At 64.9% G+C, this 12787-nt stretch carries 13 protein-coding genes; 5 read left to right on the top strand and 8 right to left on the bottom strand.

Annotated elements, in window-relative coordinates; translation table 11 throughout:
• Positions 1-12: 12 nt before the first annotated feature.
• Positions 13-963 carry a DUF6492 family protein gene (locus X268_RS04685; protein WP_128923839.1) on the bottom strand — a complete coding sequence of 317 codons (951 nt, stop codon included), beginning with the start codon at positions 961-963 and terminating at the stop codon, positions 13-15.
• 576 nt (positions 964-1539) lie between these two features.
• On the opposite strand from X268_RS04685, the gene X268_RS04680 reads away from it, so the two are divergent.
• Positions 1540-2271 (top strand): 4'-phosphopantetheinyl transferase family protein, encoded by a 732-nt coding sequence (locus X268_RS04680; protein ID WP_128923838.1) that lies wholly within the window; start codon positions 1540-1542, stop codon positions 2269-2271.
• A gap of 51 nt (positions 2272-2322) precedes the next feature.
• On the opposite strand, the gene X268_RS04675 is transcribed toward X268_RS04680, so the two are convergent.
• The 3 genes from X268_RS04675 to X268_RS04665 form a co-directional block, all read right to left on the bottom strand.
• Entirely contained in the window at positions 2323-3348 is a 1026-nt protein-coding gene (locus X268_RS04675; RefSeq protein ID WP_128923837.1) for a histone deacetylase family protein, read from the bottom strand.
• Between the two features lie 140 nt (positions 3349-3488).
• Positions 3489-4430: an SMP-30/gluconolactonase/LRE family protein gene (locus X268_RS04670; RefSeq protein ID WP_164937531.1), complete on the bottom strand. Its 942-nt coding sequence runs from the start codon at positions 4428-4430 to the stop codon at positions 3489-3491.
• Positions 4387-6402: a PQQ-dependent sugar dehydrogenase gene (locus X268_RS04665; protein WP_164937530.1), complete on the bottom strand. Its 2016-nt coding sequence runs from the start codon at positions 6400-6402 to the stop codon at positions 4387-4389. Before X268_RS04665 ends, X268_RS04670 begins: the two co-directional genes overlap by 44 nt.
• Positions 6403-6681: 279 nt before the next feature.
• Between X268_RS04665 and X268_RS04660 the strand changes: the two genes are divergently transcribed.
• Both X268_RS04660 and X268_RS39225 read left to right on the top strand, forming a co-directional pair.
• On the top strand, positions 6682-6915 hold the full coding sequence (locus X268_RS04660) for a DUF6894 family protein (protein WP_128923835.1): 234 nt from the start codon (positions 6682-6684) through the stop codon (positions 6913-6915).
• A gap of 9 nt (positions 6916-6924) precedes the next feature.
• A complete protein-coding gene (locus X268_RS39225; protein ID WP_164937529.1) occupies positions 6925-7101 on the top strand; it encodes a hypothetical protein in 177 nt (58 codons plus the stop codon).
• A 78-nt stretch (positions 7102-7179) separates the two neighbouring features.
• On the opposite strand, the gene X268_RS04655 is transcribed toward X268_RS39225, so the two are convergent.
• Positions 7180-7953 carry an enoyl-CoA hydratase-related protein gene (locus X268_RS04655; protein ID WP_128923834.1) on the bottom strand — a complete coding sequence of 258 codons (774 nt, stop codon included), beginning with the start codon at positions 7951-7953 and terminating at the stop codon, positions 7180-7182.
• Positions 7954-8073: 120 nt separating this feature from the next.
• Between X268_RS04655 and X268_RS04650 the strand changes: the two genes are divergently transcribed.
• Positions 8074-9663 (top strand): gamma-glutamyltransferase, encoded by a 1590-nt coding sequence (locus X268_RS04650; protein WP_128923833.1) that lies wholly within the window; start codon positions 8074-8076, stop codon positions 9661-9663.
• Between the two features lie 149 nt (positions 9664-9812).
• On the top strand, positions 9813-10037 hold the full coding sequence (locus X268_RS39220) for a hypothetical protein (RefSeq protein WP_164937528.1): 225 nt from the start codon (positions 9813-9815) through the stop codon (positions 10035-10037).
• A 51-nt stretch (positions 10038-10088) separates the two neighbouring features.
• Here the strand turns inward: X268_RS39220 and X268_RS04640 are convergent, their stop codons facing one another.
• Genes X268_RS04640 through X268_RS04630 form a run of 3 tightly spaced genes read right to left on the bottom strand, consistent with a single transcriptional unit; the run spans position 10089 to position 12769 of the window.
• On the bottom strand, positions 10089-11375 hold the full coding sequence (locus X268_RS04640; protein WP_128923831.1) for an NAD(P)/FAD-dependent oxidoreductase: 1287 nt from the start codon (positions 11373-11375) through the stop codon (positions 10089-10091).
• 12 nt (positions 11376-11387) lie between these two features.
• Positions 11388-12119, bottom strand: coding sequence for an amino acid ABC transporter ATP-binding protein (locus X268_RS04635; RefSeq protein WP_128923830.1), 732 nt, complete (start codon positions 12117-12119; stop codon positions 11388-11390).
• On the bottom strand, positions 12116-12769 hold the full coding sequence (locus tag X268_RS04630) for an amino acid ABC transporter permease (RefSeq protein WP_128923829.1): 654 nt from the start codon (positions 12767-12769) through the stop codon (positions 12116-12118). The genes X268_RS04635 and X268_RS04630 overlap by 4 nt, the downstream gene beginning before the upstream one ends.
• Positions 12770-12787 lie beyond the last annotated feature (18 nt).

The following is a 12787-nucleotide window of genomic DNA, read 5'->3' as shown; positions in this document are numbered from 1 at the left end:
CGGCGCTGGATCTCAGCGCGTCTTCGGCACGACGAACTCGGCCGCGTCATCGATGTGGTCGGGCGCGAGGCCCGGAGCGCGGCGATCGCGCGAGGAGAGACGGAACACGTCACGGATGTCGTCGACCGAGGTCGAGGAATAGGACTGGATGCAGAGCGCGACCTGCTCGGGCGAAGCGGCGCGCATCATCGCCTCGATGGAAGGGCGATCCAGCGGCGTATCGTCCCAATGCGAGACGGCGATGCTGTCTTCCGTGACCCGGTGGGTGGCCAGATGCGCGGGCGAGTTCGCGACGAAATGGCCGTACATCAAATATTCCGAGAACTTCTTCTTCCGGCAGAGCGCAAGGACCCAGTTCAGTCCGGTGACCGATTTGATGGCGGCGGTCATGGCGCGCGCGGTGTCCCTGTCCCACACCAGCGCATTGCCGACGTAATCGTCGGCGGGGAAGGAGCGCTCCTTGATTCCGAGAAGCTGATCGACGGTGCGCAGCCACAGCCCATGCAACGGGTGGTCGGCGCCGATGTCCCGCGGCGTGACGAACAGCGGCGTCTTCTCACCGCCGGCATATTGGCCAACGTCGAACTCGCGGAAGAACAGATTGTCCGAATCCAGAATGCAGACGCGCTGCTCGGGGGCGTTGAGGACGCCGGCGATCTTGAGGATCTGCTGGATGTGCCAGCCGTGCACCGGCGACGACAGCAGCGACAGCCAGACGCGCCGCTTGCTGATGAACTGAAGCGCCGGCGGCAGCGCGAACAGCCATTTCGGCAAATAGCGCGAGGCCGGAACGATGGCCCGCTTATCGGAAGCGAAACGCTCAAACAGCGGCACATCCTCATCGTTAACGAGAACATAATGCCGCGTATATCCCGTGAGCCAGGTGTCGATGCTTTCGCTCAGCAGCGAAAAGCGTTCAATATCCTTGGCATAGCTGGCAGTCAGCAGTGCAACGGAATGCATGGGAAGCGCGCTCGAATGGCCATCGAGCCGCACTCATAGCCGTGCCGGAAGACCGGGGAAACTGCCAAACGGAATCAAGGTAAAATGAAACGAAGGGTTAGCCATCCGGCAGGGAGGACCTCGTCAGCCATCACGGACGAATACGGGTTCACTCGCCAAAGCTGTGAATGAGCCAGTTGCAGCTTGATTATTCAGCGCCACCGCGCAAGATTGCTCCTGCGTTTTGATTTGGACCAATTTTTTTCGACTGGGGGGCGTTATGGGTGTGATCAAATTGATTATGGGTACTTCGTCGGGCCACGAGAATAATGGCCTACTGAAGCTGGTCGCCAAGACAAAGTAGGCTTCGTCGGCCGGGACACCGTACGAATGGTCGCGCTTCACTTTTCGGAGATAGGCCGCTTGCGTGCCGAGTTGGGGTCTCGCACAAGCTTGCGCGTGTAAACCGGCCTGTAAATCGACAAGAATTCGCCCGGGTGGACCGCTAGAAGCGGTCGGGTAGTTGATTCTTGCTCAGTTGTTTCTTCCGTCGGGACCAGGGGATTTGCCCTCGACCTGACGCAAAAGGCCCAATTGATGGCGGACGACAGAATTGAACTCTTTGTCGGACTGATCGAGTCCATTGACGCGCCGGGCGCGGTCGAGACGTGCCGGCGGCTGCTTTCGGTCGACGAGCGGGGCCGGGCCGATCGCTTCATGTTCGAGCGGCATCGGCGGCAGTATATTTTCGCGCACGCCATGCTGCGCATGGCGCTGTCGCAGGTCGCCTCCAATGTCGCACCATCGGACTGGTCCTTTGGCGCCGGCCGCTATGGGCGTCCGTTTGTCGCAGCACCCGCGACCTCGACTGCGCTGCACTTCAGCCTGTCTCATGCCGACGGCTGCGTCGCCTGCGTCGTGTCGCGGCACGAGGCCGTCGGCATCGACGTCGAAACCGTGTCGCGACGGGTGGCGCCGCTGTCGACTGCGCTTCGCTTCTTTGCGCCGGAGGAGGTCGAGGCGCTGCGGGGACTGCCGGAGCCCGCCGCGATCGAACGCTTCTTCGACTATTGGACGCTCAAGGAGGCCTATTTGAAGGCCAGGGGCTTTGGCCTCAATTTGCCGCTCGACGCCTTCGCCGTGCAGGTGTCGCGCGAGGCTATCGAGATCAGCTTCAAGCCCGATATCGCCGACGATCCCGATGGCTGGCGCTTCTCGCTGTGCTCGCCATCGCCCTCGCATCGCCTCGCGATCGCCGACGGCTCCCGCGCCAACGGAGGCCTTCCCATCAGCCGCAATGCCTGGCCGCTCCAGCAAGCGGCCGAATGACGGCCCGCGGCTGACGCGGCGGGGGGAGGCCAAGAGACCTCGCTCCAGACCTCACCTCGCCTCTTCAAATCCCGCCAGCACCGAGGTCAGGTTCGCGCCGAGAATGTCGGAAAGATAACCGCCCTCCTGCACGAACACGGTCGGCAGACCCATCCTGGCGATGGCCTGGCCGATGCGGCGAAAGCCGGGCGTGGTGACGGCCAATCCCTTCAGCGGATCGTGCTCGGAGGCATCTAAGCCGAGCGCGATGACGAGCGCGCCGGGAGCGAAGGACTCGATCGCCTTGCGCGCAAGGTCCAGCGCCTGAATGTAGCCGTCATCGCCGGTGCCGATGCCGAGGGGAATGTTGAGATTGGTGCCGAGGCCCGGCCCTTCGCCGCGCTCATGGGCATAACCCCACACGAACGGATAATAGGCGGTCGGATCGGCATGGATCGAGATCGTGTAGACATCGGGTTGGGCGTAGAAGATGCCTTGCGTGCCGTTGCCGTGATGGACGTCGACGTCGAGGATCACGACGCGCTCGTGCTTCTGCCGCAGATGCGCCGCAGCAATCGCGCTGTTGTTGAGGAAGCAGAAGCCGCCGGCCATGTCGCGATAGGCGTGGTGACCGGGCGGACGGCAGAGCGCATAGGTTGCGTCCTCGCCGTCCATCACCATCTGCGCGGCAGTGACCGCAACGTCGGTTGCGGCACAGGCCGCGGCCCAGGTGCCGGGACCGATCGGCGCCGCGGTGTCGGCGGTGTGCCAGCCGAGCTTGCCGACGATGTGGGTCGGATAGGTCGCGGCGTGACGCACGGGATGGATGTTGCCGATCATCTCCGGGCCGGAATCACCGAGCGCCGTCCAGGCCTCCCAGGCTTCGCTCAGGAAGGTCAGATACTCCGGGCTGTGAATGCGCGCACGCGGCCCCTGCCCGAATTTGGTCGGCTCGACCAGCTGGTGCTTGCCCTCCTTCAGCCCCTTGAGCAGGCGGTCGGCGCGCTCCGGCTGCTCGGTGGTGCGCTTGACGACACCGCGAACCAGGAAGAATTGCGGATCGTGGCTGCGGTGCAGTTCGGTATGGACGGCTTTCACTCAAACACTCCGTGGTCGCATGCTCTTGAGGGGTGCCACAGATGTCTTGATCCCTGCGACGGCCAGATGCAAGCAAGAAGAATGCCCCCCTCCCCCCGCCGTTCTGCACGGGAAGCAGACCACCTTTAAACGGCTCGGACTCAGCAGCGCCCGCGCTGGAGACAGTGCTCGCGACCCGGCTGATCGGTGCGGAAGGCTTCGATGAAGCCGCCCTGACGCTGGGTGACGAAGACGGTCTTGCCGTCGCTGCCGCCGAACGCGAGGTTGGTCGGCTCCTTGGCCTTCAACGCGATCTCGCGTTCGACCGCGCCATTGGGCTTCATCAGCGCAACCGTGCCCTTGAGGATACGCGCAACGTAGAGACGGCCGGCAACATCGGTGCGCAGCCCGTCGATCGTGTCGGGCTGAAATGTCTTGACCAGCTTTGCGCTCGTCAGCCCGTTGCCGTTGATCGCATAGGACCAGATCTGACCGTTGCTGGATTCCCCGACATAGAGCGTCTTGCCGTCAGGGCTGAGATCAATGCCGTTGGTGGTGCCCATCGCGCGTGGTGACGCCATCACTTGTCCCTGCACCGATCCGTCGGCAGCCTTCGCGATGCGCCAGATGTAACCTTCCCTGCCCTTCCAATTCGGATCGCTCGCATAGATCGTGCCGTCGCGGGCAATCGTTATGTCGTTGGGCTGGTTCATCTCGTCGGAGTGAAACCAGACGACCGGCTCGGTCGCGCCCTTCGGGATCGCGAAGATGTTGTGCTTCTTGTAGTCGGCGACGAACATGGTACCGCCGCGATCGAAGCGGATGGCGTTGCCGACACTGCCCTCGGGCAGTGCCGTGAACGGCTCCGACGCCGCGCCGCCCGCAGGCAGCCTGCCGATGGTGCCGGGCTTGCCGAGATTGACCACGAACAAATTGCCGTCGAGGTCCGCCGCAGGGCCCTCGATACCGAAAGTATATTCCCCGGCGGGCGTCACCTGCGCGCTTTCGAACAGCTTCGTCTCCGCTTGGGCGGACGCCGCCGCGACGACGAGGAGAACGCTACTGCACAGGCACCAGAAATTCCTGCCGGATGTAATAGCCATCGCCGTCGGTGCACCCGCCATTCAGATAGGGATCGGCCGGCCGGAAGAATCGGCTGAAGCCAGGTTTGTCTACAGCGCTCCTTTGTGTCACGACAACGACCTTCCCAGCCGGTATTTCGCCGCATTCCCCGCTGGTTTTGCCAAAGAACTTGCGCTGCGGCGGGCCGGGCTTGATCCGCATCCGGGTACCCGGAACCATTTTCGCAACAAGCAGGTCCATCGTGTCGAGCAGGCGCGCATAGCCGGGTTCGGTCTTCGGCAGGCTTTCACCGCCCGGCGGCATCAGCTTCTCCGCGCCGATGCCGCGCAGGCGCGTGCGCAGCTTGCCGGACGTGGGATCACCCGGATAGATCCAGCCGTCCTGCGCCAGCATGAAGCGGAGCGCAGCCCTGTCCTTCTCCGCGTCCGATTGACCCGCCTTCAGACCGAAATCCGAGTGGCAGCCGACGCAGTGCTGCTCGACAAGGCCTTTGCGCAGCGTGGCCAGCCGGGCGCTGTTCTGCGCATCTGCGGCAACGAAGGCCGCGAGCTGATCGATCATCGCCTGGCTGCGCGTATCGCACGGCAGCGGCGGCGGCGGATCGCCCGCAGCACGGTCGATGCGGATCACGGTCTGGTTCTTGTCCTCGACCAGCCAGATCGCTCCATCCTCCGCGACGGTCATGCCGACTGGCGCGCCTTGCGGCCGCGCGCCGTTGACGCGGTGCCAGCCGGCGATCAGCTCATCGAACGGCGCGGCGGCGACCTCGCCGGCCTCAGTCTGAAAGCTGCGCGTCGGCTCGGCCGCGCAGCTGACGTGGTAGCGCACGGGCGGTGCACTCGGCTTGGGGAAACCGTGGTCATCGACGTCGTAGACGAGCAGGCGGCTGCCGGTCGGGCGATAGCCATGCAGGCCGACCAGCAGCTTGCCCTCCAGCTCCGGAAACTTTCCGCCATGGTAATAGAGCATCGCCAGCGGCGCGCCGTGGGGCGGCATGAGCGTAAGCGGCGGCTTGTAGAGCGCGTTGGCCGTGCACAGCGACTTGTAGGCTCCGCCTTGCAGCACGTTTCTGAATTCGGGGCTGGGGGTCGACACATCGTAGCAATAAGGCCAGCCGTAATGCCGGCCCTGCTCGATCGCGTTGATCTCCTCGTTCGGCTTGAAGATATCAGGCAGGTCGCGGCTGTTCTCGCCTTGCAGGAAGGCATAGCCGGCATCGGGAAAATTCGGATGCAGCACCAGCGCCATCGAATTGCGCAGGCCCCGCGCATAGACAGTGTGCGGCGGATCGGCATCGCCGGGCTTCAGCGCCGGGAAGACGCCGCTCGCGGGCGGTGCGAACAGCCAGATCGAAGCCATGGCCGAGGCCCCCTCCGCCGCCGCGCAGAGCCTTGTGATCGGCGCCGGTGTGATGCAGTCGTCGCTGTGCGAGCCGACATTGACGAACAGCCGCCCGCGCCTGTCGAAGACGAACTGCTTGAGCGGATGCGCGCTCTCCTCGAGCCTGGTGCCGTCGGGCAGCGCGATCCGGCGACCCGGCATGTGACGGACGATGGTTTCGACCGTACCGCGCGGATTGTCGGCGAGCGGATCGAACCGGAAGATCGTATCAGTGGTCGAGGCGTAGAGCTTCCTGTCCGGACCGATCGCGAGACCGAACGGATATTCGATCCCTGTCAGAAGCTCCTTGAGCCGCTGCCCTTGCGGCGCGCGCGGATCGAGCAGCAGCAGCCGTCCGTCGGCGTGGCCCCAGCCGCCCATGTCGGCCACCACGAACAGCTCGCGGCCCGGCAATTGGACGATCGACCGCGGAAATTTGAGGCGATCTTCTTCGCTGGCGACGAGCCCGGCGCAAAATCCGGCCTTCATGTCGATCTGGATCCTGGGAAACGCGAGATCGCCATTGCCGCAGGTTTCCGTGCCGATCGCATAGCCGCTCCGGCGGAGCGGCTCCGATGACGCTATCGAGGTGAGCCCAAGCAGGGCCGCCAAGACCCACGCCAGGATCGCCGCGCATGCGTGCAGCCTTCGGCGTTCGCTCTCCAATGTGAAACAGCTCACGGCGGCATCCCCCCAACGTCCCGCGAAAATGTGTTCCATGCCGCCCGGACGCAGCCCAGTCGAACAATCACTCGCCTGTGATTAAACCTGTATCGATCTTCATGCCGACCAATATCCGTAAATTCCCTTACCGGGTTCGACCCGAATGTTTCGCGAATGCTTCGGGTGGTATCGATTTGCCATCCCAGTTGCTCCCGATAGGAGACGCACATGGTCCAGGTCTATTTTCACTGCTCCAACACCGAGGGCACGCTGATCGACCGCTACGGCGCCGCCGTCTCCAACCTCAGCGAGGCCCGCGACCGTGCGTCCCAGATCATGCGCTCGATGATCCTGACGCCGAGCAACGAAGACTGGCGCGACTGGGTGATCCATGTCAGCGACGACGACGGCGAGGAGATTTTCGACCTCCCCTTTACTGCCATGCTCGGCAAGCCGCATTGAGGTGATGCCATGTTGATCGCTCCTCTGAGCCTGCTCCGCCATCCCCTGAGCTTCGTTGCCGCCAAATGGCAGACCCTGGTCAGGGTCGCGGGCGATCCCTACCGCCCCGAGCTTCACTATATGCGCGGGCCTGGTCCGAAATGGCGCGCCAAGTATCAGGCGAGCCGGCTGAACCGCTCGATCTGAGCGCTGTCGTCCGTCTCAGCAATCGCTTCCCAAAGACGTCTTGCCCGGGTTCGTCCCGGGCATTCTCGTCTTCGGACCCTACTTCCCGGTAAACCTCGCCTTGCGCTTCTCGACGAAGGCATTGCGGCCTTCGATGGCGTCGGCGCTCTTGCGGATCGTTGCCTGAAGCTCGATCTCGCGGCGGAACTGCGCCTCATAGGTGGCATGCTCGCTCTCCTCGACGAGCAGGCGCGTTGCCACCAATGCGCGTGTCGGGCCCTCGGCGAGCCGGTGCGCCAGTGTGAGCGCCTCGTCCATCAGCTTCGCATCGTCGACGACCTGGCGCACCAGGCCGATCTCCCGGGCACGCTCGGCCGTCAGCGGCTCCTTCAGCAGCATCAGCTCGAGCGCGCGCTGCCGGCCGATCAGCCGCGGCAACAGCCAGGTCGAGCCGAGATCCGGCACCAGTGCGATGCGGCTGAACACCTGGATGAAGCTCGCCGACCGCGCCGCGACGATGATGTCGCCGGCCATGGCGAGGCTGAAGCCGCCGCCGGCCGCCACCCCGTTCACGGCGACCACCACAGGCACGCGGCATTCGCGCAGCGCCTTGAAGGCCGGCCAGTAGAACCGCATGACGCCGGCGGCGATATCCTCACCCAGCGCTTCCGACGCCTTCAGATTTTGTCCTGAGCAGAAGCCGCGCCCGGCGCCGGTGAGGATCAGGGCTCGAATACCCTCGTCCTGCGACATTTCGCCGATGGCGGCAGCGAGCGCGCCGAGCAGATCCGGCGTCATCGCATTCAGGCTTGCCGGCTCATCGAGCGTCAGGATCCCGACCGCGCCATCCCGCGCCTGTTTCACACCAGCCATGTCGCCACTCCCTTTGGATGTTCTCGTTGGCCGCAATGTGCCATTGTCCGCGCGTTCCGCCAATCGCTACGTCGGCGCAACGACGCCAAGACAACAGACCGCAAACATCAAGACGACATCATGCCTCATCAGTTCAGCCTCAACCAAATCGCCCGCAACCCCGCCGTCACGTCCAAGGGTGGCATCGTCGCCTCGCAATCGCGACGGGCGGCCGAAGTCGGGGCGCAGGTGTTGGCCGCAGGTGGCGACTGCGTCGACGCGATCGTCGCGACCACTTTCGCCCTGAACGTCCTGGAGCCCTGGAATAGCGGTATCGGCGGCGGCGGCGCGATGGGGCTCTACCGCGCCAAGGAAAATCGCACCGAGGTGATCGACTACGGGATGCGCGCGCCGCAGAGCCTGCGCGCGGCCGACTATCCGCTCAGCGGCGAAGGCGCCGCCTCCGATCTCTTCCCCTGGCCAAGGGTGAAAGACGATCGCAACATTCACGGACCCAGCTCGGTGGCCGTGCCCGGTGTCGTCGCCGGAATGGAAGAGGCGCATCGCCGCTACGCCAAGATGCCGTGGAAGGATCTGGTCGCGCCGGCGGCCAGGCTCGCCGGCGAAGGACTGCTGGTTGACTGGTGGACCACGGCGACGATTGCGGGCTCGGCCGCCGATCTCAGGCGCTATCCGGCGAGCGCGGTCGCTTACCTGAAGGACGGCCTGCCGCCGACCGCGCCCTGGGGCATCAAGGCCGAGACGCGGCTGCCGCAGGACACGCTGAAGGCGTCGCTGTCACATCTCGCCGAGGCCGGCCCCCGCGATTTCTACCAGGGTGATCTCGCCAGGAGCATTGCTTCCGACATCAAGGCCGACGGCGGATCGCTATCGGTCGAGGATCTTGCCGCCTTCCGCGCCCATTCGCGCGCGCCGCTGGCGATCCCCTATCGCGAGGGCAAGGTCTATGCGACGCCGGAACTCACGGCGGGGCCGACGATGGCACATGCGCTGCGCCTCTTGCAGCAGAGCTTGACGCCCGCAGGCGCGCCGGATGCCGGTGCCTATGTCGAATATGCGCTCGCATTGCAAGCCGCCTTCCGCGAGCGGCTCAAGGACATGGGCGATGCCGACGGCAAACGCTCGCTGGGCGCCGAATATCTCGCACCTGCCTGCACCACACATTTCTCGGTCGTCGACCGTCACGGCAACATCGCTGCGGTGACGCAGACGCTGCTCTCGTCCTTCGGCTCGAGATATGTGACACCGCACACCGGCATCACCATGAACAACGGCATCATGTGGTTCGACCCGACGCCGGGCACCACCAATTCGCTCGCACCCGGCAAGCGCTGTCTTTGCAACTACACGCCCGTCATCGCCGAAACCAAGGACGGCAAGCGCCTCGCGGTCGGCGCATCCGGCGGACGCCGCATCCTGCCTTCGGTGCTGCAGCTCGTATCCTTTGCGATGGATTTCGGCATGGACCTCGACGCCGCCATCCATCAGCCGCGCATCGACGCCAGCGAGGGCGCGGTGGTGATCGGCGATGCCCGCCTGCCTGCGGACGTGCGTAAAGCCCTGGCCGCGCGCTTCGACTATGAAGAGAGTCGCGTGCAGGCCCTGCCGCAGAAATTCGCCTGCCCGAGCGTGGTGATGCGCGAGGGCGACACCAATTCGGGCGCAGTCGAGATCTTCCAGCCCTGGGCCGACGCGGTGGCGGAAGCCTGAGCGGACGGATCGAGTGCCAGCGCGCGTTGAGCCCTCGTGCGATTACGCATCCCGGCGAGCGTCACGACTCCTCCACATTCACAGGGAACTTACCCGCCCGGCATTCGTTCATTGCACGGACAAATGCGCTCGCCCCAGTGGAGGACATCATGAAGAAATTTGCGCTCGCCGCGTCGCTGATGATTGCGGCCGGCCTCACGTTTACCAATCCCGCTCTGGCCAAGGGGGGCCATGGGGGCGGACACGGTCATGGTTACGGTCATTCGATGGGCCACCATTACCATGGCACGCCGCCGGGATGGTCACACGGACGCAAGGTCGGGTGGCGCGGTCACGGGTGCCCGCCCGGCCTGTGGAAGCAAGGCCGCTGCTGACGCCATCCGCAACTCATGAAAGGCGCCGCTCCTGACCGGGCGGCGCCTTCTTCAAATGCCGAGCCGGTCCCGTATACGCCCCGCGATCACCGCGGTCGTCACGCCCACCGGCCAGAACGCGTGCATCGGGATCGGCTTTATGCCCGTGATGGGCATGTCGATGTCAGCCTTGGCGCCGCCGATCAGACGGCGCGCGAGCTGAGCGCCCATTGCGGTCGCGAGCGCAACGCCGCGGCCGTTGCAGCCGAGCGAGATCAGGATTCCCTCGGCGGGCTCATGCACATGCGGATAATGATCCCCAGTGATGGCGAGCCGGCTGTTCCAGCCGTGAGTCCAGGAAGCGCCCTTCAGCTGCGGCCACAGCCGCTCGGCATAGCGGATGAGATAAGCGACGTCGTACGGTGACTTGATCCAGCGCATCGGCCCGCGGCCGCCCATCAACAAGCGATTCTGCTGATCGATGCGATAATAGACGGTGATGTGGCCACTCTCGTAGAGCACGGGGCGCGTCGGCATGATCGAGCGGGCGACCGGATCAGACAGTGGCGCGGTGGCGGCGATCGAGGAGAACACCGGCACGATGGTGCGGCGGAGCGCTGGCCAGAGATCACCGGTAAAGCCGTTGGTGGCGAGCAAAACCTTGTCGGCATGAACCACGGCCCGCGGCGTCTCGATGCGCCAGCGACTGCCATCGCGGCGCAGTGACAGCGCCGGCGTCTCGCCATGCACCTTGGCGCCCGCCGAGATCGCGGCGCGCGCGAGGCCGCGGGCGTAGCTGAGCGGATGCAGATCGCCGCCGCGCGCATCGAGCATGGCGCCGACATAGCGATCGGTGCCGGTCATCTCGCGGAGCTGCTCGCGGTTGAGATACCTCACCGGCATGCCGCGGCGAATGCACTGCTGCGCCGTCTTCTCGATCGCGGCTGCGCTGGCCTCGTGATAGGCCGCGCGCAGCGTGCCGTTCTGCCGTGCCTCGCATGGGATCTGATAGCGGCGGATCAGATCATGCGTGAAGTTGGTCGTGCCGTAGGAAAACTCGATCATGCGCCGGCCGAGCTCGGCGCCGAAATCAGCCTCGATCTGATCGGGATCGTGCTTCAGGCCCGGGTTGGTGTGGCCGCCATTGTTGCCCGAGGCGCCCCAGCCCGGCTCCTGCGCCTCCAGCACCAGGGCCTCGACGCCCTGCTCCGCCAGATGCAGCGCGGTGGAGAGGCCAGTGTAGCCGCCGCCGACGATGGCGACCGAGACGGTCTTGTCGACATCGAGCGGCGGCGTGGCGGCCGGCGCAACGGCTGTGTCGGCATAGAGCGATGGCGGCAGGGGCAGGCGCGCAGGCATGGCGAAGTCCGGTCAGAGCGGGTGCAGCACGCGGCGCAGAAAATCCTGCGTGCGCGGATGCTGGGGTTGGTTGAGCAGCGTCTTGGCCGGCCCCTGCTCGACGATGACGCCACCGTCGATGAACAGCACGCGATCGGCAACGTCGCGGGCAAAGCCCATCTCGTGAGTGACGACGACCATGGTCATGCCGTCGTCAGCGAGCTTGCGCATCACCCCGAGCACGTCGCCGACCAATTCGGGGTCGAGCGCCGAGGTGGGCTCGTCGAACAGGATCGCCTTGGGCTGCATCGCCAGCGCACGCGCAATGGCGACGCGCTGCTGCTGGCCGCCGGAGAGCTGGGGTGGATGGGCGTCTGCCTTTTCCGCGAGCCCGACCTGGGCGAGCAGCGCGCGGCCGCGCTCGAGCGCGACGGCCCGCGATTCCTTCTTCACATAGAGCGGCCCTTCGACCACGTTCTCCAGCGCGGTGCGATGCGGAAACAGATTGAAGCGCTGGAACACCATCGAGACCTGGGTGCGGATATTCACAATCGAGGGCGCATCGCGATCGACCTTCAGGCCTTCAACGCTGATCTCGCCGCGATCGTAGCTTTCGAGCCCGTTGATGCAGCGCAGGATGGTCGACTTGCCGGAGCCGGAGGGACCGATGATACAGACCACCTCACCCTTCTGCACCGACGCATCGATGCCCTTGAGCACCTCGACCTTGCCAAAACTCTTGTGGACGTCCTTCAGCTCGATCATCGCTTGCCGGCCCGCTTCTCGAAGTGACGGACCAGCAGGATCAGCGGAATGCTCATGGTGAGATACATCAGCGCGACTAGCGTGAACACGCTGGTGTTCTTGAAGGTCGAGGACGCGATCAGCTTGCCCTGCAGCGCGAGCTCGGCGACCGTGATGGTGGACGCCTGCGAGGAATCCTTCAGCATCATGATCATGACGTTGCCGTAGGGCGGCAGCACGATGCGCACGGCCTGCGGCAGCACCACGCGGCGCATGGTGAGCCACCAGCCCATGCCGATCGACTGCGCCGCCTCGATCTGGCCCTTGTCGATGGCCTCGATGCCGGCGCGGAAGTTTTCCGCCTGGTAGGCCGAATAAGCGATGCCGAGCCCGAGGATCGCGGCCTGCAACGCGCTGAGCGTGACGCCGAGATCGGGCATGACGAAATAGAGATAAAACAACAGCACGATGATCGGGATGCCGCGGATCACGTTGATCAGGCTGGCGCTGAGCATCGACAGCGCCTTGATGCCGGAGACCCGCATCATGGCCCAGATCAGGCCTAGCACCGTCGAGAGCAGCAGCGAGCCGATGGTGACGACGATCGTCAGCGCGACGCCGTTCATCAGGATCGGGAAGAACTCGACGGCGTCGCGCCAGAAGCCTTTCATCGGCAAGCCTTCATCGAA

It is taken from the genome of Bradyrhizobium guangxiense (assembly GCF_004114915.1).
In the GTDB taxonomy this organism is placed as follows: Bacteria; Pseudomonadota; Alphaproteobacteria; order Rhizobiales; family Xanthobacteraceae; genus Bradyrhizobium; species Bradyrhizobium guangxiense.
This window is presented reverse-complemented; position numbering and strand designations above follow the sequence as displayed.

Coding starts and splice junctions, on each gene's coding strand:
- X268_RS04660 (WP_128923835.1), top strand. CDS start 6,682: ATGGTCCAGGTCTATTTTCACTGCTCCAACACCGAGGGCACGCTGATC.
- X268_RS04680 (WP_128923838.1), top strand. CDS start 1,540: ATGGCGGACGACAGAATTGAACTCTTTGTCGGACTGATCGAGTCCATT.
- X268_RS04670 (WP_164937531.1), bottom strand. CDS start 4,430: ATGGCTATTACATCCGGCAGGAATTTCTGGTGCCTGTGCAGTAGCGTT.
- X268_RS04630 (WP_128923829.1), bottom strand. CDS start 12,769: ATGAAAGGCTTCTGGCGCGACGCCGTCGAGTTCTTCCCGATCCTGATG.
- X268_RS04655 (WP_128923834.1), bottom strand. CDS start 7,953: ATGGCTGGTGTGAAACAGGCGCGGGATGGCGCGGTCGGGATCCTGACG.
- X268_RS04640 (WP_128923831.1), bottom strand. CDS start 11,375: ATGCCTGCGCGCCTGCCCCTGCCGCCATCGCTCTATGCCGACACAGCC.
- X268_RS39225 (WP_164937529.1), top strand. CDS start 6,925: ATGTTGATCGCTCCTCTGAGCCTGCTCCGCCATCCCCTGAGCTTCGTT.
- X268_RS04635 (WP_128923830.1), bottom strand. CDS start 12,119: ATGATCGAGCTGAAGGACGTCCACAAGAGTTTTGGCAAGGTCGAGGTG.
- X268_RS04685 (WP_128923839.1), bottom strand. CDS start 963: ATGCATTCCGTTGCACTGCTGACTGCCAGCTATGCCAAGGATATTGAA.
- X268_RS39220 (WP_164937528.1), top strand. CDS start 9,813: ATGAAGAAATTTGCGCTCGCCGCGTCGCTGATGATTGCGGCCGGCCTC.
- X268_RS04650 (WP_128923833.1), top strand. CDS start 8,074: ATGCCTCATCAGTTCAGCCTCAACCAAATCGCCCGCAACCCCGCCGTC.